This window comes from Brenneria populi (genome assembly GCF_036016195.1).
Taxonomy (GTDB): Bacteria; Pseudomonadota; Gammaproteobacteria; order Enterobacterales; family Enterobacteriaceae; genus Brenneria; species Brenneria populi.
In genome coordinates, this window is sequence record NZ_JAYWTM010000001.1 from 109,522 (window position 1) to 130,748 (window position 21,227).

A 21,227-nucleotide genomic window follows, 5' to 3' on the forward strand; every position below is an offset into this window, starting at 1 on the left:
CCCGCCAATCGGATGAGATAATTCTGAATTTACTCAATGATACAAAGTTGAGTGAATTTTTAGGCTAGAAAACAGTCTATGGACGCCGATATCCGCATTTTCTGGCCGCATGATAAAACCATAGGTGTTTCCTGACTGAGCCGCCCGGCGTAATCTGACCTTTTCCTCTTCCGTCAACTCTTCCGTTAACCAGCACAGTACCGCGCTATAGTTACCGGACAGTAGCGCTTTTTCCATGGCATCTACCGTGAAAAGGGGGTTGATATGATTTAGCTGAACGCTTTTATCGAGCGGTAGACCGGATTGCTGCAACCAGGGGCGGCTGAGTTTCTGCTGGGGTGACAACCAAAGCAGCCAGCGCGACTGTGCTCCCAGCTGTTGTAACAGCGGAAGCAGCAAATGCGCAACGATGGGCTGGTCCGCGCTGTAAACGATCTCGCTGATAACCCCGCCACAGGAGGCGGAAGAGGCCGTCGCCAATTGGTTACCGGAAAACGCTTTCTGCTGAGCGGTGTAAAAACGTTGTGGCTGAGTGCGCATAGTGAGTTCTCCCCCATAAACATACTGTATGTATTTACAGTATATCTGACGCGGATAAAAATCAACCTGATTTTTTCAAAGCGCTTCGCATATTCGGCATGCAACGCTTAACAAGATCATTTTGTGTTTGAAGACGCTTTTGCCCTGTGATTAATTACTTGTTCCTGTTATGGATATTCCTGCCTGGCAGGAACCGCTTATTTCAATACTAAGGGTCACAGTAATGAAACATTTATGCGAAAAAAGGATTTTGCAGTCTAAGCGTCGCTTTGCGTCTTTAGGGGAGATTACGTCGCGTTCCCAATTTGGTGGTTACAGTATCGCAGCAAATAAAATTATTTTTGCTCTGGTTTCGGGCGGCGAGCTCTACCTGCGAGCCAGTAAGCAAGATGAACGTCACTTTCATAACCGCAATATGTCTCGCCTTATTTACACCAAGCGGGGAATGCCGGTTCCGTTAAATTATTACCTTGTCGACGAGTCGTTATGGGAAGACCATGGGCAGCTGCTGCATTTCGCCAGAATGTCGCTGTCTGGCGCGCGGCAGGATAAGGAGGCCAAGAGCGAGGGGGGGCGCTTAAAGGATTTACCTAACCTTAATCACGATCTGGAGCGTTTGTTATGGAAGGTCGGCATTAAGAATATTGATGAGCTTCAGCAGTATGGCGCAAAAAACAGCTATTTGAAATTGCGGGCCATTAGCGCAAATCTGAGCGTTAATATATTATTGGCGCTGGCCGGCGCGATATGCGGCATGCACCAGGCGGCATTGCCGAATGGTATTCGCAGGGAGTTGCTGGAATGGTATGAAAGCAATGCCGTGTCCTCTTTTAAAAGACACAAGCATTGATTCGGGGGCCGCTTTATTCTCTGACTATTTCCAATAGCTTAATCAATACTGTTTTTTAACTGGGTCAGTTCGGGCAATAGCTCGATAAGCAGGCCTATCTGCTGGAGAACCAAGAGTTCTTTGCTATCCGGTTCCGCTGACAGGGATTGAATGCGGCTGGTGATTGCGTTCAATTCCTGACTTATTTTCACATCCTCTTTCCCATACTGATGCAGCGCCTCTTCAACATAGCGAACCACATCGTCCAGCAATTGCAGGGTTTGCGGCGATGAGATTTTTTCGCGATGAGCGCCTAATGTGGAGATGTAACTCAGCAAGGTATGATTGAGGCACATCAGGCGGAAGGCCGTCTCCATCTTATTGCGAATGCCGTGGGGCTCTGACGACATATTAGACACCACGGACGCTAGCTCCGCATCGCAGTTGTGTGCGTCGCGACGGGCGATACGGTAGGTCAGGCTATTGTCTTTTCCCTGATGGTATTGCGTCATAATCGCATTCAGATAGCGGCAGTTCGCACTCAGCGTTTTCTCGATGACGGCCGGCAGCCCGCGGAAACGCCAGTCCGGCCAGATAAAACTCACCGCCGCCCAGGCGATGGCGCAGCCGAGTAACGTATCGATTACCCGCGGGGCCGCGACTTCAAAGCCTTCTCCCAGCAGGTTGAAGCATAATAGAACCAATAACGTAATGAACATCGTGGCGTGCGCGTACTGTACGTGACGAAAAGCGAAAAACAGCACGCCGCTAATCACAATGAGCGTCAGCTGTCCTTCCGTCGACGGCACGAAATACAAAATGGGCAACCCCAGCAGAATCCCCGTCAATGTACCGATGATGCGCAGGGCCAGACGGCGCCGGGTGGCGTTATAGTTCGGCTGGCAGACAAATAGGCTGGTTAACAATATCCAATATCCATGATGCATGCCCGTCAGTTGGATAATGGCATAACCGCTGCACAGCAATACCGACATGCGAACGGCATGGCGAAACAGCGCGGATTGCGGCGTCAGATGGCGGCTGATTCGCAGACGGATATCGCTCCAGCCGGTGATTTTGTCATCGGCCAGCGTATTTTCCGGATTGTTTTCCTGTTCGATGGTCTGTTCCGACTCAATGGTCGAGAGCTGAGCGTCGATCGCCCGTAGATTGTTCAGTAAATATTGTAACGGTTTGATTTGCGACGCGGTGACGCTATGGCTTTCAGCAACGCGCGTAATGGCCCGTTCAAGGTGGACGAACGCATATTCAATGCGGCTATCATGCTGATATTTTTGATGAAATAAAATGGATTGCGCGAGCTGCTGGCAAGCTCGAGCCTGCATTGAGAGCAGGCGCTGAAAACGAAACAGCACGTCGCTATAGCGGAATTTTTCCCGTAGCTGGGCGTAATTCATATGGGAGGAGCTGGCTCGCTCATGGATATCCTGCGCGACGAAGTAGTAATGCAGCGTTCGGCGCGTGCTTCTCTGACCGCGATCGCCTCGCAGACGGGTCAGTAACGACGATTTCGCCTGATTCAGGGTCGCCACCAACTGACTGTTGACCATCGTGACTTCGATCAATGGCTGGTTCGAGTTCTCTTCAAGATCGGGATCGAAGAGATTGGCTTTGGCATCAAGATAGCGGGCAAGCTGCTGATAACACTGCGCCAGATTGTCCTGCAGCGGGCGGATGGGGAAGATCAGATGCCCGAGCAGAGTGAGCAGGTTGTACCATAGCGCGCCGATCAGCAGCATGGCGGGCTGCTGATACCAGGTATCGTAAAGCGAGACCCCCAACATGGTGTAGACCGCGATTAGCAGCGCGCCGAAGGCGATGGTGGCGTAACGCTGTCCCAGCGCGCCGAGCAGGATAAATCCCCAGGTAGATAGCGCCAGTCCGATGCCGAATAACCAGGGATAGGGGAATAGCAGCTCGATCGAAACGGAGGCGATAAGAAAGCAGAGCAGGGTGATGAACAGGTTACGCAAACGCCCGGTCAGCCGATCGTCAAGGTCGGTTAATGCGGCGGCGACGACGCCGAGCGTAAGCGGAATGGTCGACGTCGGCTGGCCCAGCCACAGGGGAACGGCGGCCGCCCCGGCAAGCGCGATAAAAATGCGAATATTGTACAGCCAACTGCTGTTATAAATATAACGACGGATCCCGGGGGTGAATGCGAACAACGCGATTTCCTCTGACTCGATTAACGATGATAGTTGCGGCGGGCGTTTTCTTCTCTGGCCACACGCGCCGTTTCCACCGATACCACGCGGCGGCCGACCGGCCACAGCGCGATGGCCGCGATTTTAAAATTGGCGATGCCCACGGGAATGCCGATGATGGTGATGCACTGCGCAATGCCGGTAACGATATGCGACAGACAGAGCCACCAGCCAAAGAAGATAAACCAGAATATATTCAGCAGCGCGCCGCCGGCGTTTAAGATGGCGTTTCTTCCATCCGGACGCAGCTCATCAACGTGAATGGCTTCGTTGCCATAAGGAAGCAAGGATAATTTGGTGATTTCCCAACATGACCGAGTCAGCGGCAGAGTGAATATCAGCAGGGCGCTCACCACCGTGGCGAGCAGCCAGGATAGGGTGGTGAAAAATCCCCCCAGCACGAAATTAAGGATATTCAATACGGTGCGCATAATTTCTCCAGTGTTTTCAGTACGACCAAACTCTATGATGATAAACGAATTATTACATTAACTATACCCAAAATAGTGCCAGCCGCGGCAAAGCCGATGCACTTGCGGCTTGAAGTATTAAGGGGATATCGAGATATCCTAACCTGTTTTTAAGGCTAGGGCGTGAATGCCGACAACAGGTAAACTACGATAATGACGATGCGGACCTCACAATATTTATGGCGCGAATATGATGGAGCTTAAATCAACATCTTTAGGTAAGCATTTGGCGCAGCATCCGTATAACCGGGTGAGGCTGCTTAACGCTGGCGTCGAAGTGAGCGGCGATAAGCACGAATATATTATCCCGTTCAATCAACTTTTGAATATTCAGTGCAAAAGGGGGCTGGTGTGGGGCGAACTGGAGTTCGAACTGCCGGCTGGCAAAGTTGTGCGTTTACACGGAACCGAGTGGCAGCAGACCCAGGCGTTTTACCGTTATTTATGCCAGTCCTGGCAATCATGGAGCGAGGAGATGAGCCAGGTGAGCGCGGAGGTGCTGCAAAAGCAGGCGGATGAAATTCATCATCTGGAACAGCAGGACGGCTGGTTCGACCGCAAAGCGCTGGCGCGCCTGGAAGAGAATATCGGCAACACGCTGACGTCGCTGCCGCTGCCGGTGGCCCGGCTTGATGAATTTGAGATCTGCCGGGATAACTACCGGCTTTGCAGTCAGTGGCTCGAGCGCGGCGCTGAGCTGCGGGTGGCGTGCAATCAGGGGTGGATGGCGCGCACTCTGGTGGCGGAGCAGGATTTTTTTCAGTCGGTAGAGACGACGGCGCTGAATGTCGCGCAGTGCAAAGCGGTGATGAATGGCGAAGATGCGGTGCTGGTGCTGGCGGGGGCCGGCAGCGGCAAGACATCGGTGCTGGTGGCCCGCGCCGCCTGGTTAATGCACCGCGGGGAGGCCATCCCGGAACAGATTCTGCTGCTGGCGTTTGGGCGTAAGGCCGCGGAAGAAATGAATGAACGCATCCAGGCCCGGCTGCACACGCCAGACATTCAGGCAAAAACGTTTCATGCGCTGGCATTGCATATTATTGAGCAGTCAAGCCGTAAAACGCCGATGATCAGCCAGTTGGAGAGCGACGGAAAAAAACGGCGTGAATTGCTGATACGAAATTGGCAGCAACAATGCTCGGAGAAAAAAACGCAGGCTAAAGGGTGGCGCCAATGGTTGAGCGATGAACTGGCGTGGTCCCTTCCAGAGGGCGATTTTTGGCAAGATAAGGCGCTGGCCGAGCGTCTGGCGGGGCGGCTGGAGCGCTGGGTCGGCCTGATGCGGATGCACGGCGGCAGCCAGAGCGAAATGATTGAGCAGGCTCCGGAGGAGATTCGCCCGTTATTTCAGCAGCGGATCCGGCTGATGGCGCCGTTGCTGAAAGCCTGGAAAAAAGCCCTGAAAGAGGAGAACGCGGTGGATTTCTCCGGCCTGATTCATCAGGCGGTGAATATATTGGATAAAGGGCGTTTTATCAGTCCGTGGAAGCATATTTTGGTCGATGAATTTCAGGACATTTCGCCCCAGCGCGCGGCGCTGCTGTCTGCGTTGCGCAGGCAAAACAGCAGAACATGTCTATTTGCGGTCGGCGATGACTGGCAGGCCATCTATCGCTTCAGCGGGGCGGAGTTGTCTCTGACGACGGCTTTCGAACAAAACTTCGGGGTGAGCGAACAGTGCGCGTTGGATACCACCTATCGGTTTAATCAGCGTATAGGCGAGGTCGCCAACCAATTTATTCAGCAGAATCCTTATCAATTGAAAAAACCGCTTAATAGCCTGAGTAAAGGGGATAAGAAAGCGGTAACCATCCTTCCTCAGGAGCAATTGGAGCCTTTGCTGGATAAGCTGAGCGGCTTCGTTAAGCCGGATGAGCGGATCCTGATTCTCTCCCGCTACCACCATATGCGCCCTCATGTATTGCAGAAAGCGGGGACGAGATGGCCGAAGCTGCATATCGATTTTATGACGGTTCACGCCAGCAAAGGCCAGCAGGCCGAATATGTGATTATCGTCGGGCTGCATGATGGCAAGGATGGTTTTCCCGCGCCGGCGCGCGAATCCATACTTGAACAGGCGCTGTTACCTGAGCCTGAAGATTTTCCCGATGCGGAAGAGCGGCGTTTGCTGTATGTCGCATTGACCAGAGCCAAGCAGAGAGTGTGGCTATTGCAGGACGCTAAAAATCCGTCTGTCTTTATCGAACAGCTGCGCAAACTGGGCGTGCCGGCGCAGCGCAAACCGTGAAAAAGCCGACGGCATCGCGTCGGCCTGTTCGGATAACTATGCGGCCGGAGGTTACTTTAAGCGATCTTGCAGATAACGCTGATAATCGGGGATCACGATGTCGACGGGCTGTCTGAACAGCGCCGAGTTGACCAGAAAGTCCGCGGTTGAGCGGTTGGTCGCCACCGGAATATTCCACACTGTGGCCAACCGCAGCAGCGCCTTGACGTCCGGGTCATGGGGAACGGCGTTGAGCGGATCCCAGAAGAAAATCATCAAATCTATTTTTCCTTCGGAGATCAATGCGCCGACCTGCTGGTCTCCGCCCATCGGGCCGCTCATCATGCTCTTGACTGGAAGCCCGGTGTTCAGCTGAATCAGATTCCCCGTCGTACCCGTGGCGTAAAGTTTATGTTCGGCGAGCAGCGTTTTATTGGTCCCGACCCAATCCAACAGGGATTGTTTGCAGTGATCGTGCGCGACCAGGGCGATATGTTTATGAGCGGCGACGGTGCGGGTGGTGTACTCCATGGTTACGTCCTTCATCGGTGTGGTGGAGCTATCGGTGTGAGGAAGACAGATTACGGAAACCCGGTTTCACTGCAAAGAGATAAAAAGAAAAAATGAGAGCATCCGCCGGAAATCTGGCGTAACCGCGCGTAAAATAGACGCTTTAGACTCAATGGGTATCTTTTTCCTGTACCCAGCGCAGGAAACGTTGTTGGGTGTCCTTATCCGCCTTTTGGAACCAATACTGCATTATTGAAAACAGCGTGCTGGAGGCGTTTGGCGCGTCGATTGCGTCTGCCGCCGGCCCACTTTCCAACCGATCTCTCTTCGCCGACGTAATGACTCCGGTGAATTGCGCAACGGAGGCGCGATGTTGCGCCGAATTATATTCGGACATCCTTTTCTCTATTCCGTGAGTTAATTCATCATCGGTTACGTTCAAAATATCGACGCGGGCGGGGATGATTTGCTGTCTTTCATCGATCAACTGGTAATTGGCCTGTTGATCAAACTTTTTGCGTTGTTGACCGGTTTCCAGCGCGGGTAATTTAAATGAAACGGACGTCAGGTTCTGGGTATTGAAGGTCGCAATCAAGGCGGGAGAGGTATAAGTCGTCGGCAAACGGTTCGGCGTAGGGATCGTTTTTACCACTTTAAAAAGCAGCTGGTGCTGCCCGTTGTCAAGCTCAAGGCTATCTGCGCCTTTCAAAATCGAACTGGATACTTTTTGCCCATCCACCACGATAAGATCAATATTCTGATCCAGTTTTAGCGTGACGGCGATGGCCGGCGCGCTTATAACCGAGATGAAAAAGCATGCGGTGACAATGCCTGATTTCATTAAAATCCCCAATAAATCCAACGATCGGATTATTGTTAAGCAATTGTCGGAATGTGTCAAAGATTTCAATTTGCAACATGGCGTTATTATTTATGATGTTGGCGATGTGATAATTTCCGGTTTTATGTTTATTCAACGGCTATGCAGGATTTTTTAAATCGACACGCCGATGTCTCTCCGTTGAAGATGTACGATACTGTGTAAGACATATCATAAAAGGTACTCTCAGCATGATGAATGACGGTGATATTGAATCTGTGCTTAAAACGGTAAAAACCATTGCTCTTGTCGGCGCGAGCGATAAAACGACGCGGCCAAGCTACGGCGTAATGGCCTATCTGCTGGACCAGGGCTATGAGGTAATTCCCGTAAGCCCGAAATTGGCGGGGCAAACGCTACAGGGGCGAAAGGTTTACGCCAGCTTGGATAAAATTCCCCAACATGTTGATATGGTTGATGTGTTCCGACAGCCGGAGGCCGCTTATGAGATCGCTCAGGAAGCCATTGATATCGGCGCCAGCGTACTTTGGCTACAGCTTGGGGTTATTAATGAGCAGGCGGCCAGGCTGGCGAGCGATTCGGGATTGCGCGTGGTGATGGATCGCTGCCCTAAAATTGAAATTCCGCGTCTGGGGCTGGAAAAATAGCGTTCTAAGCGCATTTACCGGTGCGATGCACAACCGGTAAATGTCCCTTGGTCAGCATAGCCGCTATCAATGGAGCAACTGCGGCGCACGGCGCTGAATGACTTTAGCCAGCTCCGCTAAGGAGGCGGGCGCGTCCCCCTGGTAAGAGTCCTCTTTTATTAGCTGGGCTTCAGCCAGATAGGTATGAATGGGCTGCCCTTCGTCATTTTCCATGACGACATGATACCAAGGCGCGGTTCGCAGCGTATCATTCGCGTCTAACTCTTCCCATTTGGGCGCTTCTAATGAATATTCCGGGTCGATGTCAATAACGACGCCGGGATATCCCAGAAGTTTATGACGAATCTGCTGCCCGATTCCAAATTTACAGATGATCATATAATCTCCTGATAAATCTATAACACTTTCTAAATGGGGGAGACCTTGAGCTTTTCAAGTAGAGCAAACAGTTTTTAAGCCTATTTTTTGCACAAAATTCTTCGGCTGAATACTATTATATTCGCATGATGCATTTTTCGGCGGATGCCGCCGGATCGATGAAAAGCGGTTCCACATTGATGGCGACAGGAGGGAGAAGCGTGTCAATCGTATCTACGGCTGCTTATGTTTATGGGATGGTGCAGGGCGTCGGCTTTCGTTACGCTACTTTGCGCCAGGCCGCACAGCTTGGTCTGAACGGCTATGTGCGCAACAGTGACGACGGTAGCGTTGAAGTTATCGCCTGTGGCGAGCGTCAGGCGGTTGAGCAATTAGTCGAATGGCTGAAACAAGGCGGCCCGCGTAGCGCCCGGGTTGAAAAAGTCCTTACGGAGCCGCATGGCAAAACGGATTATAAAGATTTCAAAATTCGCTATTAGCGCTATATGCACTTGACCGGCTTGGGCAAGCCGGCGATTTTGGTCGCTTGCTTTGCCGGCCCTTTGGGGAACAAGCGGTATAGATAGCGGCTATTGCCTTTTTCTTCGCCGTATTTTTTGGCCATTGCCTTAACCAGCATGCGAATGGCGGGAGAGGTGTTGAATTCCAAATAGAATGCCCGAACAAAGCGGACGACCTCCCAGTGAGCCTCGGTTAGTGAAATGCCTTCCTGCTCGGCTAATATCAACGCTAAAGCCTCGTTCCAGTCCGCGCTGTCCATTAGGTAGCCCTGCGCATCCGTTGCAATGATTCGGCCTTCAAACTCCAACATACTTCCTCTGGCGTAAGATGAGATTACGGTAGTTTAACAAAAATTTCTTTGCGCCAAAAACAAAAGCCCCACCTGAGTGGGGAACTGACAGTTGACAAACCTATCGTTTTTTATCAAACGGTAATAACGGAATGGAAGAGTAAAGCGTCCGCGCCAGGGACAAAGGCGTAGGGAACGCCTTTGAACGTCGCTTGCGACGGCCCTGAAAGGGGAAATCTCAGGGATGAGATTCCTATTCGCGCGGCTCGAGCTTACAGGGACGTACTTGCAGCGTCTTTACGATCCATCCATTATCGCCGCTCACCGGATTTTGCCAGCAAACTCAGCCTCACTTTAATGGGGCATGGCATCGGGTCGCGGCGGGAGATAATCAATCGTTGCGCATAATGCCCAAAATGCTTAACAGGCTGACGAACAGATTGTATATCGAAACATAGAGGCTGACGGTAGCCCGGATGTAGTTGGTTTCGCCGCCGTGAATGATGTTGCTGGTTTCCCAGAGAATCGCACCGGCGGAGAAGAGAATAAATAGCGCGCTGATGGCCAGATGCAGGGCCGGAATTTGCAGAAACAGGTTGGCGATGATGGCAACTACCAGCACAACAAAGCCCGCCATCATCATCCCGGACAGGAAAGACATATCTTTCCGAGTTGTCAGCACGTAGGCGGAACAGCAGAAGAACACCAACGCGGTACCGCCCAATGCCAGCATAATAATGTCGCCTGAGCCGGCGGATATCAGCGTGCTTAATAACGGGCCCAGCGTGTAACCCATGAATCCCGTCAGCGCAAAGGCGGCCAGAATGCCGGCCGGGCTGTTTGCCAATCGGTAAGTCAGAAACATCAGACCATAAAAACCAACCAGCATTAATATTAAGCCGGGCGCGGGCAGGTTGAAAACCGTGCTGGCGGTCGCCGTGACAGCGGAAAAGCCTAATGTCAGCGATAGCAGAAAATAGGTATTACGCAATACCTTATGGGTGCTAAGCAACGAGCTTTCGCGGGTTGATGAAGCAACAATACGATCCATATTAACGACTCTCTCTTTCAGGGGGCCATATCTAGTGTTAAAGAGTAAATAGTTGCCGAATGTTATTAAAGCCGTTTTACCCTTCTTTACGCTGAAAATTGATATGTTTATGAACTCCCTGGCGATTTTGCGTCCAATTAAGCCGCAAAAGACTATTTTTCAGGCAATTAAACGCAGCGATGCTTTACAAGGTCCGGCTCTCTGTTTATAGTGCGCGTCATTGCGGAGGAGTGGCCGAGTGGTTGAAGGCACCGGTCTTGAAAACCGGCGACGCGAAAGCGTTCTAGAGTTCGAATCTCTACTCCTCCGCCAACAAATTCAACGGGTTAGCTTAGGCTAGCCCGTTTTCTTTTTGGGCTGATAGAAGATTCTTAGAATATTTTTCTTATTGGTGGTCGATCTAGCGTCGGCGATACCTTTGTTTTCCGCTCATAAATTAACACCTGGCTTTCTGTTTTGCGCCCGCTGAAAAGCTGCTTGTCCCTGCTGTTCCCTTCGTAATCGGAAAATGGTAAGTATTCCCGATATCATCAATCCAACTATTGAGGACGGATGGCGCCGGAAGCGTGGAATTATACTCGCATTCCATATTGCTAAACGTTTCCTGCCGATTTTTCCCTTTTATATTTTTATAAAAATTGATTTCATCATTCCGTTTCCCAATGGGATATGTTAAATGTTATCATGTTGTTTTTATAAGCTTTGATGCTCTTATGAAAATCATATTAGTACGACATGGTAAGCCTGATATTAATATATCGGGAAAGTTGTCTTCAAATGAGATGAAGTTATGGATAGAAAATTATGATAAAAGTGAAGTGAGTGAAGATCCTCCTTCATACTTTTTTACGAACAGTTCTGTGCGTAACAGTTTTGTAGCCGCCAGTCCTTTACCAAGGGCGTTAACTTCATTAAATATGATTAGTATTAAACCTGATATGGTTGACCCAATATTTTGTGAGGCTCAGCTACCTTTATCTAACCGTTCATGGTTGAATTTACCACCTATGGCGTATGCTTTTTTACTTCGTGTTCTATGGTTTATAGGGTCTTCGAAAAATGTCGAATCATATTGTTCAGCTAAGATTCGTTCTAAATCGGCTGCGGCAAAGCTGATAAATCTTGCCCAAAAGGAATCGACCATTCTTCTAATGGGGCATGGCATCATGAATCGTATGATTGGCTCTCAGCTTAAAAAGCAAGGTTTTAGAAAGGAGAAAATAATCGGTAAAAGTTACTGGCAGGTAACTGTTTACGAGAAATGATGGCGGGAAAGTTATCGTTTTGATAATGTGCTATTAATTCTATCATCTGTCAATCGTTTGGCTTTTAGCCTGCGGAAGGCAACCGTCGGTAGATCCCAGACGCATTTTCTTTGTCTGGTTTGATGAATTAATTATTAACGTGACAATAATTGATAATAAGTTATACAGGGAAATCTAAGGTTAGCCCAACACCAACTTCTTTAATTTTAACATAGTTGGAAAGATGTATTTTGGCTGCAAGATCGGTGCAATGGCAAGGATAAAGAGTATCCGTTGAAAGGGAATTAAGATATTTACTTGTTTCATGTAATATTTCTTCATCTGCATTTAGGAGATGAAAACCACCGATAACAGAAGTAATATTGTTCTCTCCGGTGACCAATTTTGCATGTTCTATGATATTACAAATTCCCGCATGTGAGCATCCTGTGATGATTACCAGGCCTTGTTTTGTTTTTATAGCTAAAGCAGAGTCATCAAGCACGTAATCGTCGGTTAATTTCCCATCGCTATCATGTATCTGACCGACCGGTTTTTTAGCCTCAAAGCTGTTAGTCCGAGGAATCTGACCTAGGAAAATAACATGCTCAGATAGCTTTAATGGTTCTTTTGTGCAAGTTTTTTCAAAGAAAAAATCATTTTCGTCCTGACGGATATTCATGCCGATAGGCTTATTGTCATAATATTTAGGCGCTAATGCCGCGGGATGAGAGATCAGGCTTATTTTCTTTTCAGGCGGTTTGATGGCTCTATCATAATATTGAATTAAATGATTTAAACCCCAGCTATGATCGTTATGCCCATGAGATATAACGATATCGTCAATATTAGTTAAATCTATTTGAAGCGTTTGCGCGTTTTTTAAAAAAACGTCAGAGTAGCCGACATCAAAAAGGATTTTTTTTCCGTCGCATTCGATAAAGTATGAAACACCCGGTTCTCCAGTTAAGTATTTATCGATAAAGGTATTGTTATCAACCAAAATTGTTAGTTTCACGGTTATCCTCACAGCCGCTAAGCATGGAAAAATATATTAATACCAGTTCATCCTTTCTAAAAAGGAAGATGTCTCCCTACAGGCGAAACGTCCAACACCACCTGCTAATCTGTTAACTATAAACTTCAGATGGTATAAAATCAATAGAACCCTATAAGGTATAATATCACATAAATAATCTGCTTGGCGGAACGTTGTTATTTATATGTCAGAACAAGAGAGCATGTGAGGAAATCATTGGATATTAACATTTGTTTAATCCGCGATATTTTTATGGATCAGGCAATCCTAGCATCGCGCCGGAGGCGCTTTTCTTACTCATTGCGAACACAGTGGATATTTTTCCAGTCAAAGCGTAAGCAGCGTTAAGTCTTTAACATCGGCATCAGGGTTGGCTGATTTTACCGCCGACAAGAAACCGGCAAAATTCCGATTGAAAAAGGAGAAATTATGGACGAATGCGATCTCTTTCTCTAGGCCGTGAACCAGATACCGTACGGCCCATACGCTTCTGTTGTTTATTTTAATTGCTTTAGGTTTAACGCTGATAATATCAGAAAGCGGTATTTTATGGTTTTTTCCTTCTCGGACCTGATAGAAATAAAAATAATCGTAATAATAATCTTCCCGTGAGGCACCGAATAGCCGCAGGAAAAATGAATTCACGGATATTTTTTTCATTGATCCGTCATTGGCATCGCCAGGTTCTTTTTTGTCACGCAGGCGATAAAAAAGCCGCCTTATCAACAAAATGAAAAGTATTGGCGGTAAGATATATAAAAGCAATGAGTAGATTTCCTGCATGAAAGTTTACCTTCGTGCCCTTGGGCGGCGTTAGCGTTTGCAGGGCGTATGCTGAATCGCCGGAACGATGAGAATAATGTTAACTTGCTGAAACTATAGATATTCTATAGTTATTTTTCAAGCTGTGAACCCGCGTTATTTCAAGCGTTGAACGGGATGTCCTTAGGCTAGCGAAGCGCGTTCATAAACCGACTTACGGTCGCCTTTAAATATCGGCGGATTACCGCGCCGGCGGCGTTTTCTTATCCGGTTTCGCCACTGCCGCTTGAACGACATCCGTGAACGTCGAATAAAGGTGAACAGGATCATGGTAGTTAATGATAAGGCAGGTTAACCTTTGTTATAAACGGTTCACAAAGAACGAGGTCGCTATGTATAAAACCATTCTAGTGCCAGTCGATATTGAAGAAGATGAGTTAACCCAAAATGCGCTTGCTCATGTGGTCAAATTGGCAAAAATGTCTGACGTGACGACGGTGCATCTTTTTCATGCGTTGCCTGATGCCTCGGCATTTTTATCAGCGTACTCTTTTGGGATAAAAGAGTTCAAGAATGAAGCGGTGGTCAAAGCCGATGAAAAACTGGACTCCCTGATTAAAACCATCGATCTTCCCGCCTCCCGTCTTTCATTCAGCGTAAGTTTCGGTACCCCTCGCGATGAAGTGCTGCAGCTGGCCGAGGAAATCGAGGCGGATCTGATCGTGGTCGGCTCCCGTCGGCCTGATGTGAAAACCTATCTTCTGGGATCCAATGCCGCGGCAATTGTACGACATGCTAAAACATCGGTATTAGTCGTTCGCTAGGCTGACTATCCGGCTTATTCCATCCCGCGGAATAAGCCGGGAAATGGGTCATCTTAGCTGACTATCCTTACTCCCTCGGCGGTTATAGCCGCTGTTGAGCGTTCTTTTCTTGTCAAGCTTCTCCTGACAATCAATGCAATAGCGCACGCCGGGCAAGGCTTTTCGACGGGCTTCCGGTATGGTCGCGCCGCATTCGTCGCAGTAATGCGCGCTTTCCCCGTTAGCCAACTGACTGCGGGCATGCGCAATAGCATCATTTACAGTCGCATCAATTTGATCCTGAACGGCGCCATCATTTGACCAGCCACTAGCCATCATTACCTCCGGAGAATAGCGAATCTTCCCTTAGTATTGGGGGTAAATCGCACAATTCAAGAATGACCACTCAAGAATAACGGCGGCGCAATGGGTTTAGATGGCATCAGCGGGGGGATTTTCGTGACGATCGGTATATTCGACGCGCGCAATCAACTGCTCTATCTCTTTATCGGAAAATACCTCGATGCCGTGCGTTTTCAGAAGCTCCGCCGTCACGCCGTTTCCCGGCGTTTGCTTGCCATCAAACTTGCCGCTGTATATCACATTACTGCCGCAAGAAGGGCTGCCTTCGGTGAGTAATGCAAAACGGCATCCGTGCTGTTTCGCCATTTGCAAGGTTAGCCAGGCGCCTAAAATATAGCGTTCCGTAACATCGGCGCCGGTGGCCTCCACGACTCTGGCGCCTTGGGCTATCACAGCGTTTCCATTTCGGGATGCGACAATCTCAGCGGAAGGGCGGGGAGTGGGGAAGCCGGCCGCCAGTTCGGGGCAAAAGACCACCAGACGCGATTGCTGTCGCCACTGCGCGAGGTACGCCGCGACCGACTTTTTATCGGAGCCGTTATAACGCACCGGAAAACCGGATAGACAGGCACTAATTAGAATTTTACTCATGGGAAAAGATATTGCGTAAAGGCAACTATCATAGCCGGGTTAATTTCAGGCGCAAGCGTTCTTCGGCACACTCTGCGTCGTTAAAAGATGGAGAACAGTAACACGACGGGGAAGCTTAGCGGCCAGGTAACTCCGATGAGCAAGGATGTCAGAACCCGGATAGTCAGCGAGTTATCTCGGCTCAGCAGAAAAGTGACGAGGAGTGAAATAACGAATCCGATGCAGTAAATAAGTTTAATCGATTCCCACAAGGTCTGGTGTGGCACGTTTGCTTCCTTTTATGCTTAATGCGCCTGCATTCTATGCTGTTAATATTTTATGATCAATTTTTTAACCCATTGATTCCATACAAGGCTTCCTGCGTCGCCCCGCTGCTCAATCCGACCGGCGGATGAGCGGTTAGGACGCCGATTCTGTACTACAGTAAAAGCGTCTGTTGATTTCACCGGCATACTGTTATGAGAATGATGCTTGGGCTGGCTCCCCTGGTTCTGGTTACGCTTTTTTCGCCAATTCATACTATGGCGCAGTTACACAAGATTTCTGACGAGCAGGTCAAAGAACTGATAATTCAAGAATCTATTTCCGCCTATTCAGGAAACTGTCCCTGTCCTTATCATTTCGCGCGTAACGGCAGCCGCTGCGGTAAAAGGAGCGCCTGGAGCCGACGCGGAGGATACGCCCCCATTTGCTATAAAAACGAGGTATCAACGAGAATGGTTGTCGAATGGCGGCAGCATAAAGAGCGTTAGCGGCGCGGGCGACGGTAAAAATAAACGGCCGCTTGGTTGGCTAATTCAATAATTTTTCCTTGCAGAATTAATATAGTAAATGAGCAGGATAAATGGTGTATTATCATTGAGTGACGGATTACAGGAGTCAGGTGATTAATGATCTTATTGTGACGGAAATATTAATTTTTTGTTTCAGTATGGACATTGATCGGGGACTGTCATAGCTTGTTGTTTTATCCCACAAGAAAGGTAATAAAATGAGTGAGATATCTAGCCTGTCGCTAAAGATCCCATCGGATCTGAAAGAAAAAATTAAAGTCGCTGCCCAGGAAAAGGGGGTTTCAATCAGCGCGGAAGTGAGTGAAAGATTATTACAGAGCTTCGAGGATGGTGAAAAAGCATACCTGTCGCCGGTGGAAGCGGTGGATAGTCAAGACACCAAAGAGGAGGAAGAGTCTCAGTTAACGCAGAAAGAAATCAAGAAAATTAGAGCGTTACTTAAAGATAAAACGAAAAACTCTTCAAAGAAAAAATAATATTCCGCGATTTAGCATGTCATGACATAACGTTCATGCCGTTATGCGCTATGTCATGGCATCGCTCTCTTTTATACCTCAAATCACTTGAGTTGCAGGACGAAACGTTACCGTTTTGAACAATGCGAAACGTCGGTTCTTTACCGGCGGACTTATAAATGACCTCCGTAACGCGCATTGCCGCGACAAGCTTGCGACGGCTTAGAGGGCAAGCCCGCGATGGACCGAGCAGCAAAGCCAACGCACCTGTAGTTTGTGTTATGAAGGAGATATAACGAACATCAAGATTTATGATATAAATCAGTAAGGTTTCCCTATCTTTTGCCGATAAATGCTATTCATACCATTTGTGGAGGCAATTATGTTAATGGGAACTCTTAAAGAAACGCTGATTTTTGTACAAGATGACGGTATCGGACATCATCGGTACGAGATCTACAAGAGTGACCATCAGAGCGGGTATTTCGCTGTTATCTATATTCAGAAATCAATCCTATTAAATGATTCGACCGTTGTTATTTGGGATATTGATAATTCATACTGGCGTATGAAGTCACACTATATTCCTAATGCTCGTATGGAATGCGAAAATCACTGGAAAGAAACGTATCGCATATTTTCTAATTGATAAAAATAAAAGAAAAAATAATATTATTTTTCTTTTTGTGTTTAATTAATTTTTTGTGTGTGGCTGAATCTGTTATTTTTCATAAGGCAATGACAATCTTCTAATTTGTTATCTATTTATTCTTGTTAATTAACGACCTTGCTTATCTGTAAAATAAGTGAATTGCGATAAACCGATCGATTAAATAGATATATAAAAATACAAAATATCTTTGAAGAAGATATAAAGATTATTGCTAACGCGCCGATACCTGTTTGGTCATTAGGGATGAGTATGCAAATTGGGTGGTTTCTACAGGATTGATAAGTGATTAACCCTTATCTTTAGTATGTTTTCTTTTTCAGCTAAAATCGGTAGGCATTGCGACACTTCGTATCTACCCTAGATAATTCTAGTTGTAGGAAGGCGGCCCCAACGAGGGCGAATTCCATGGATGGGGCGAGTAACAAAGCCAACGCTCAGGCAACTTGAAGTATGACGGGTATGGCCCGGAATCGGCTCGGCGTCAGTATCAGTGCGGATACCGTCTGGCTTAACGAATGGTCCGCTCCTCTTGCCGCCTTCTCCCTGATAACGATTGTCTGGTGGTATCGTCTCTTGGCGTATTGTTTATCGACGAAGGTTGATAAATCCATGATCCAGGGCTCATATCATTTTTTAATATAGGAAATAAAGTACAACGATAGATATCCGAGGACCATCCTATTTAATAGAGTTGTTTCGATTGAGTGACGGTTATTCCCTCGGATAGAAATCGAATGGATAAACAAAAGGAGATTTCAATGAATTTATCCAACTGGCGTATAGGATATCGATTAGGGGCGGGCTTCTCTTTTCTGGTGTTGATGCTGTTGATTGTCGGTGGCGTAGCGGTAACAAAATTAACCGATTTTAATAAAAAAATGGATGATATCGTCTCTCAGGATTATCCATTAACCGTAAAAAGCAATCAGTTAATCGATGAGTTGAACGCCTTCCTCAATAATCAGCAGGTATTGTTTCTATTAAAAACGCAAGCTGAAATTAATCATCAGCTGGAGCTTGGCAAAGAAAACTCGATAAAGGTTTCTCAATTAATGGATTATCTGCAAAAACATGCGGTGGATGAAAGATCGCTGGCTGTTTTGCGTTCAATTGGCGATATCCGCAGGGATTTCCTTGCTTCGGCCAACAAACTGTCCGGGTTCATTGTCGCCGGAGATGTGGAAAGCGCCACTAAAGAGTATTTCAACGTAACGCGCGTCGAGCAGCAGAAGTATAAGGATAAAGTCGCTGAACTGATTGATTCGCAAGATGAGAAAATGTCGGCATCGGCAAATAATGTCGCGGAAAGCTACCAAGAGACGCTGATCGCCATGGCCATCGTTGTTATCGCCAGCATCATCGCGGGGCTGGTTATCGCTCTGTTGATCACGCGCAGCGTGACGCGTCCGCTGCAAGATGCGCTGGTTGTGGCGGAGAACGTCGCCAAAGGGGACTTGACGTCGGAAATCAAGACTGGCCGCAAAGATGAAACCGGGATGTTGCTGACGGCCTTACAGAACATGAATGCCAGCCTGAGGCAAATTGTTACGCAGGTTAGGGACGGCGCGGAAACCATTTCAAGCGCCGCCTCGCAGATTGCGGCCGGCAACCAGGATCTTTCCGCCAGAACGGAGGAGCAGGCCAGCTCCCTGGAGGAGACGGCATCGTCCATGGAACAGCTGACGTCGACGATAAAGAATACGGCGGATAACACCGTTCAGGCGACCGAGCTTGCCGCGAATACATCGGATACCGTGGAAAAAAGCGGCAAGATGATGGAAAAGGTGACGCAGGAAATGCGCGGAATCAGGGATTCGTCGCAGCGTATGGCCGAAATTATCAGCGTGATCGACGGCATCGCCTTCCAGACCAATATATTGGCGCTGAATGCCGCCGTAGAGGCCGCGCGCGCGGGCGAACAGGGGCGGGGGTTCGCCGTCGTCGCCAGCGAAGTTCGCGCTTTGGCGCAAAGAAGCGCCACGGCGGCCAAAGAGATTAAAGAATTGATCGATGATTCATTTAACAAGGTTCAGGACGGCATGGGGCTGGTGGAGGAAACCGGCGTTACCATGAACTCTCTGGTGATAAATGTGCAGGGCGTTAACAGCATTATCAGCGAAATCGCGCAGGCGAGCCGCGAACAGAGCGATGGCATTAACCAAATCAATCTGGCCGTTGGACAAATCGACACCACGACGCAACAAAACGCGGCGCTGGTTGAAGAGTCGGCCGCCGCGGCGCTCTCTTTACAGGAGCAGGCCCATAATCTCACCCAGACGGTCAGCGTATTTAAACTGGCTGCGGCGCATAGCGGCGGCGCGGTAAGCAGGAAGGCCCCGGCGTTGCCGCCCGCGGAAAGCGCGGAAATTCCGCAGGAGAAGAAAACGGGCGAGCTGGCGGACTGGCGCGCTTTTTAAGGTAGCCCGACAGTTATGATCGCCAAAGAATGCTTCAATGGCGGTTTTTTCTACGATGGCCGTCATGCCTAAAGCGCCTGGGGAATCGCGGTTCGATTCAGGCGCCAGCGGATAAGGTCGATCAGCATAAACAGCAGTAAGCTGGCGCCCATAACGGGTAGGCAGACGGCAAGCAGAACGCTAACGGCGATCGCTAGCATTCTGGGCGCGCGGCGGGTTTTTAATAACGCTGCGGTCAGCGTTTTAACCGGATTGCCGGCGCCCTGATATGCAGGGCGCCGAATCCACCACATGCGATATCCCCAGATAATGGTCGCGCAAAGCCCAAGGCCGAAAATAGCCAGCAGAATCTGGTTGGGCAAGCCGAACAGCACGCCCATATGCGCGTCAACCCCCCAGCGGGTGAGCTTGGCCGCCAATGGGAAGGTATTGAAATCCGTTTTGTCGACGACCTCAAGCGTTGCCGGGTTAACCGCAACGGCATCGACCTGTGTCGGCCAGGCGCGATCGATTTCAGCGACGGTCCAGGCCTGGTTGGGGTAACGGGCCGGCTTGATCTCGATTTTCAGGGCGTCAATGCCCGCGCTTCTGGCGGCGGCCAATACGCGATCGAAAATTTCGGCCGGCGCCGCCGTTCCGTGGGCTGAAACCGTCGGCATATGATGCTCCGCGTGTTCGTCCGCATGCCGATGTTCGTCGCCTCCCATCGGCTCGCCGTTAAGCTGCGTTTTCACCGTAGGGGTTTGCCAGCCCAATAGGTTTCTGGCCACCGAAATATTATTGCCCGCCCACTGCGACCAGGTAAGCCCGGTCGCGGAAAAGAACAGCATCCCCAGCAGCAGGCATAACCCCATGGTGGTATGGCGGCGGCGCAGGCGCCTTTTCCGCGCCGCCGGCGTTCGCTCGATTTTCTGGCCGCGTCGTCCGGCGGACGCGGTAGAACGCCGGGTGGCGCGCCAGATGAGTACTCCTCCCAACGCGGCTACCCACAGCCAGGAGGCGGCAAGCTCGCTGTAAATACGCCCAATATCGCCGAGCAGCAACCCCCGGTGCAGATAATCTATCCAGGTGCGGAAAGGCAGAATGCCGCTGGTGCCGTAAACCGTTTCGGCGCCGCGAATCGCCAGCGATACCGGGTCGACGAAAATGGCCCGGCTTTCCGAGGGCGCCAATTCCGGCATGGCGAACATCACTCTCGTGGTTTCGCCTTGTTTGGGTGCCGGACGAATGGCGCTCAGTCGGGCCGCATCATGATGCGCGAATACGGTTTGCGCGGCGGCGATTTGCGCCGCCAGCCAATGGGGCGCGCCGCGGCTTTCGGTAAAAAGCTGGTGTGCGTAGAGACGGTTTTCAATTTGCGGCGTCAGTACATATAGCGTCCCCGTGAGCGCGGCGACGAAAATGAAGGGGCCGACAAAAATACCGATATAAAAATGAAGACGAATCAATAAGGCGAGCAGCGCGGCGCGCGGTGATACGGTATCTGATATTGCGTTTTGCGGTAAGGGCGTATCCATTTGTAACGCGCCTCGGCGCGAGGTCGGCGACGCATGGTTTTTAAGATGCGGCATAAAA

General features: G+C 49.3%; 23 protein-coding genes, 1 tRNA gene and 1 pseudogene. 10 read left to right on the forward strand and 15 right to left on the reverse strand.

Translation table 11 applies throughout. The features are described 5' to 3' along the window. Positions 1-33: 33 nt before the first annotated feature. Positions 34-540, reverse strand: coding sequence for an SOS-induced cell division inhibitor SulA (sulA, locus tag VSX58_RS00510; RefSeq protein WP_327616326.1), 507 nt, complete (start codon positions 538-540; stop codon positions 34-36). A 223-nt stretch (positions 541-763) separates the two neighbouring features. Between sulA and VSX58_RS00515 the strand changes: the two genes are divergently transcribed. After that, complete coding sequence (locus tag VSX58_RS00515) at positions 764-1,390, forward strand: TfoX/Sxy family DNA transformation protein (RefSeq protein WP_327616039.1); 627 nt, start codon at positions 764-766, stop codon at positions 1,388-1,390. Positions 1,391-1,428: 38 nt separating this feature from the next. Here the strand turns inward: VSX58_RS00515 and yccS are convergent, their stop codons facing one another. Both yccS and VSX58_RS00525 read right to left on the reverse strand, forming a co-directional pair. Beyond that, positions 1,429-3,558, reverse strand: coding sequence for a YccS family putative transporter (gene yccS / locus VSX58_RS00520; protein WP_327616327.1), 2,130 nt, complete (start codon positions 3,556-3,558; stop codon positions 1,429-1,431). A 20-nt stretch (positions 3,559-3,578) separates the two neighbouring features. After that, positions 3,579-4,028: a YccF domain-containing protein gene (locus VSX58_RS00525; RefSeq protein WP_327616037.1), complete on the reverse strand. Its 450-nt coding sequence runs from the start codon at positions 4,026-4,028 to the stop codon at positions 3,579-3,581. 232 nt (positions 4,029-4,260) lie between these two features. On the opposite strand from VSX58_RS00525, the gene helD reads away from it, so the two are divergent. Continuing rightward, entirely contained in the window at positions 4,261-6,315 is a 2,055-nt protein-coding gene (gene helD, locus VSX58_RS00530; RefSeq protein WP_327617029.1) for a DNA helicase IV, read from the forward strand. A gap of 51 nt (positions 6,316-6,366) precedes the next feature. On the opposite strand, the gene VSX58_RS00535 is transcribed toward helD, so the two are convergent. Both VSX58_RS00535 and VSX58_RS00540 read right to left on the reverse strand, forming a co-directional pair. Then, positions 6,367-6,825, reverse strand: a complete 459-nt coding sequence (locus VSX58_RS00535; protein ID WP_327616328.1) for a methylglyoxal synthase — start codon at positions 6,823-6,825, stop codon at positions 6,367-6,369. Positions 6,826-6,973: 148 nt separating this feature from the next. Continuing rightward, positions 6,974-7,714 (reverse strand): DUF2057 family protein, encoded by a 741-nt coding sequence (locus VSX58_RS00540; RefSeq protein ID WP_327616329.1) that lies wholly within the window; start codon positions 7,712-7,714, stop codon positions 6,974-6,976. A gap of 164 nt (positions 7,715-7,878) precedes the next feature. On the opposite strand from VSX58_RS00540, the gene VSX58_RS00545 reads away from it, so the two are divergent. Continuing rightward, positions 7,879-8,292 carry a CoA-binding protein gene (locus VSX58_RS00545; protein WP_327617030.1) on the forward strand — a complete coding sequence of 138 codons (414 nt, stop codon included), beginning with the start codon at positions 7,879-7,881 and terminating at the stop codon, positions 8,290-8,292. Between the two features lie 66 nt (positions 8,293-8,358). Here VSX58_RS00545 and hspQ read toward each other — a convergent pair whose 3' ends face one another. After that, positions 8,359-8,670, reverse strand: a complete 312-nt coding sequence (gene hspQ / locus VSX58_RS00550; RefSeq protein ID WP_327616034.1) for a heat shock protein HspQ — start codon at positions 8,668-8,670, stop codon at positions 8,359-8,361. 200 nt (positions 8,671-8,870) lie between these two features. Here hspQ and yccX point away from each other — a divergent pair, with 200 nt between their 5' ends. Next, entirely contained in the window at positions 8,871-9,149 is a 279-nt protein-coding gene (yccX, locus tag VSX58_RS00555) for an acylphosphatase (RefSeq protein WP_327616330.1), read from the forward strand. A gap of 2 nt (positions 9,150-9,151) precedes the next feature. Here the strand turns inward: yccX and tusE are convergent, their stop codons facing one another. Together tusE and yccA are read right to left on the reverse strand one after the other, a co-directional pair. Further along, the gene (tusE, locus tag VSX58_RS00560; RefSeq protein ID WP_327616331.1) at positions 9,152-9,481 is read right to left on the reverse strand and encodes a sulfurtransferase TusE; all 330 of its coding nucleotides are present in this window, start codon (positions 9,479-9,481) and stop codon (positions 9,152-9,154) included. 370 nt (positions 9,482-9,851) lie between these two features. Continuing rightward, positions 9,852-10,511, reverse strand: coding sequence for an FtsH protease modulator YccA (gene yccA / locus VSX58_RS00565; protein ID WP_327616332.1), 660 nt, complete (start codon positions 10,509-10,511; stop codon positions 9,852-9,854). Positions 10,512-10,735: 224 nt separating this feature from the next. Here yccA and VSX58_RS00570 point away from each other — a divergent pair. Beyond that, positions 10,736-10,823, forward strand: a tRNA-Ser gene (locus VSX58_RS00570). Between the two features lie 59 nt (positions 10,824-10,882). On the opposite strand, the pseudogene VSX58_RS00575 reads toward VSX58_RS00570, so the two are convergent. Continuing rightward, a pseudogene (locus tag VSX58_RS00575) lies at positions 10,883-11,017 on the reverse strand (tyrosine-type recombinase/integrase); the annotation flags it as partial. A gap of 207 nt (positions 11,018-11,224) precedes the next feature. Here VSX58_RS00575 and VSX58_RS00580 point away from each other — a divergent pair. Then, on the forward strand, positions 11,225-11,776 hold the full coding sequence (locus tag VSX58_RS00580; protein WP_327616333.1) for a hypothetical protein: 552 nt from the start codon (positions 11,225-11,227) through the stop codon (positions 11,774-11,776). A gap of 160 nt (positions 11,777-11,936) precedes the next feature. Here the strand turns inward: VSX58_RS00580 and VSX58_RS00585 are convergent, their stop codons facing one another. Together VSX58_RS00585 and VSX58_RS00590 are read right to left on the reverse strand one after the other, a co-directional pair. Then, complete coding sequence (locus tag VSX58_RS00585) at positions 11,937-12,773, reverse strand: MBL fold metallo-hydrolase (protein WP_327616334.1); 837 nt, start codon at positions 12,771-12,773, stop codon at positions 11,937-11,939. Between the two features lie 348 nt (positions 12,774-13,121). Continuing rightward, positions 13,122-13,577 (reverse strand): hypothetical protein, encoded by a 456-nt coding sequence (locus VSX58_RS00590; protein ID WP_327616335.1) that lies wholly within the window; start codon positions 13,575-13,577, stop codon positions 13,122-13,124. A 371-nt stretch (positions 13,578-13,948) separates the two neighbouring features. On the opposite strand from VSX58_RS00590, the gene VSX58_RS00595 reads away from it, so the two are divergent. Then, positions 13,949-14,380: a universal stress protein gene (locus VSX58_RS00595; RefSeq protein WP_327614385.1), complete on the forward strand. Its 432-nt coding sequence runs from the start codon at positions 13,949-13,951 to the stop codon at positions 14,378-14,380. A 48-nt stretch (positions 14,381-14,428) separates the two neighbouring features. Here VSX58_RS00595 and VSX58_RS00600 read toward each other — a convergent pair whose 3' ends face one another. From VSX58_RS00600 to VSX58_RS00610, 3 genes are all read right to left on the reverse strand, one after another. Further along, entirely contained in the window at positions 14,429-14,695 is a 267-nt protein-coding gene (locus tag VSX58_RS00600) for a DksA/TraR family C4-type zinc finger protein (RefSeq protein WP_327617031.1), read from the reverse strand. A gap of 96 nt (positions 14,696-14,791) precedes the next feature. Beyond that, on the reverse strand, positions 14,792-15,313 hold the full coding sequence (locus VSX58_RS00605) for a DUF523 domain-containing protein (protein ID WP_327616336.1): 522 nt from the start codon (positions 15,311-15,313) through the stop codon (positions 14,792-14,794). Positions 15,314-15,393: 80 nt separating this feature from the next. Continuing rightward, complete coding sequence (locus VSX58_RS00610) at positions 15,394-15,579, reverse strand: GhoT/OrtT family toxin (RefSeq protein WP_327616337.1); 186 nt, start codon at positions 15,577-15,579, stop codon at positions 15,394-15,396. Positions 15,580-15,771: 192 nt separating this feature from the next. Between VSX58_RS00610 and VSX58_RS00615 the strand changes: the two genes are divergently transcribed. The 3 genes from VSX58_RS00615 to VSX58_RS00625 all read left to right on the forward strand — a co-directional run bounded on the left by VSX58_RS00615 (position 15,772) and on the right by VSX58_RS00625 (position 19,652). After that, positions 15,772-16,065 carry a hypothetical protein gene (locus VSX58_RS00615; protein ID WP_407654822.1) on the forward strand — a complete coding sequence of 98 codons (294 nt, stop codon included), beginning with the start codon at positions 15,772-15,774 and terminating at the stop codon, positions 16,063-16,065. Between the two features lie 239 nt (positions 16,066-16,304). Continuing rightward, entirely contained in the window at positions 16,305-16,583 is a 279-nt protein-coding gene (locus tag VSX58_RS00620; RefSeq protein WP_327616338.1) for a hypothetical protein, read from the forward strand. Positions 16,584-17,993: 1,410 nt separating this feature from the next. Beyond that, positions 17,994-19,652, forward strand: coding sequence for a methyl-accepting chemotaxis protein (locus VSX58_RS00625; protein WP_327616340.1), 1,659 nt, complete (start codon positions 17,994-17,996; stop codon positions 19,650-19,652). A gap of 68 nt (positions 19,653-19,720) precedes the next feature. Here the strand turns inward: VSX58_RS00625 and VSX58_RS00630 are convergent, their stop codons facing one another. Then, positions 19,721-21,223, reverse strand: coding sequence for a PepSY-associated TM helix domain-containing protein (locus tag VSX58_RS00630; protein WP_407654823.1), 1,503 nt, complete (start codon positions 21,221-21,223; stop codon positions 19,721-19,723). Positions 21,224-21,227: the final 4 nt, after the last annotated feature.

Excerpts from the sequence above, each read along its gene's own strand:
- VSX58_RS00625 (WP_327616340.1), top strand. The coding sequence starts at position 17,994 with ATGAATTTATCCAACTGGCGTATAGGATATCGATTAGGGGCGGGCTTC.
- VSX58_RS00595 (WP_327614385.1), top strand. The coding sequence starts at position 13,949 with ATGTATAAAACCATTCTAGTGCCAGTCGATATTGAAGAAGATGAGTTA.
- yccA (WP_327616332.1), bottom strand. The coding sequence starts at position 10,511 with ATGGATCGTATTGTTGCTTCATCAACCCGCGAAAGCTCGTTGCTTAGC.
- hspQ (WP_327616034.1), bottom strand. The coding sequence starts at position 8,670 with ATGATCATCTGTAAATTTGGAATCGGGCAGCAGATTCGTCATAAACTT.
- VSX58_RS00615 (WP_407654822.1), top strand. The coding sequence starts at position 15,772 with ATGAGAATGATGCTTGGGCTGGCTCCCCTGGTTCTGGTTACGCTTTTT.
- tusE (WP_327616331.1), bottom strand. The coding sequence starts at position 9,481 with ATGTTGGAGTTTGAAGGCCGAATCATTGCAACGGATGCGCAGGGCTAC.
- VSX58_RS00605 (WP_327616336.1), bottom strand. The coding sequence starts at position 15,313 with ATGAGTAAAATTCTAATTAGTGCCTGTCTATCCGGTTTTCCGGTGCGT.
- VSX58_RS00545 (WP_327617030.1), top strand. The coding sequence starts at position 7,879 with ATGAATGACGGTGATATTGAATCTGTGCTTAAAACGGTAAAAACCATT.
- VSX58_RS00515 (WP_327616039.1), top strand. The coding sequence starts at position 764 with ATGAAACATTTATGCGAAAAAAGGATTTTGCAGTCTAAGCGTCGCTTT.
- sulA (WP_327616326.1), bottom strand. The coding sequence starts at position 540 with ATGCGCACTCAGCCACAACGTTTTTACACCGCTCAGCAGAAAGCGTTT.
- VSX58_RS00620 (WP_327616338.1), top strand. The coding sequence starts at position 16,305 with ATGAGTGAGATATCTAGCCTGTCGCTAAAGATCCCATCGGATCTGAAA.
- VSX58_RS00600 (WP_327617031.1), bottom strand. The coding sequence starts at position 14,695 with ATGGCTAGTGGCTGGTCAAATGATGGCGCCGTTCAGGATCAAATTGAT.
- VSX58_RS00590 (WP_327616335.1), bottom strand. The coding sequence starts at position 13,577 with ATGCAGGAAATCTACTCATTGCTTTTATATATCTTACCGCCAATACTT.
- helD (WP_327617029.1), top strand. The coding sequence starts at position 4,261 with ATGGAGCTTAAATCAACATCTTTAGGTAAGCATTTGGCGCAGCATCCG.
- VSX58_RS00580 (WP_327616333.1), top strand. The coding sequence starts at position 11,225 with ATGAAAATCATATTAGTACGACATGGTAAGCCTGATATTAATATATCG.
- VSX58_RS00535 (WP_327616328.1), bottom strand. The coding sequence starts at position 6,825 with ATGGAGTACACCACCCGCACCGTCGCCGCTCATAAACATATCGCCCTG.
- VSX58_RS00630 (WP_407654823.1), bottom strand. The coding sequence starts at position 21,223 with ATGCCGCATCTTAAAAACCATGCGTCGCCGACCTCGCGCCGAGGCGCG.
- VSX58_RS00525 (WP_327616037.1), bottom strand. The coding sequence starts at position 4,028 with ATGCGCACCGTATTGAATATCCTTAATTTCGTGCTGGGGGGATTTTTC.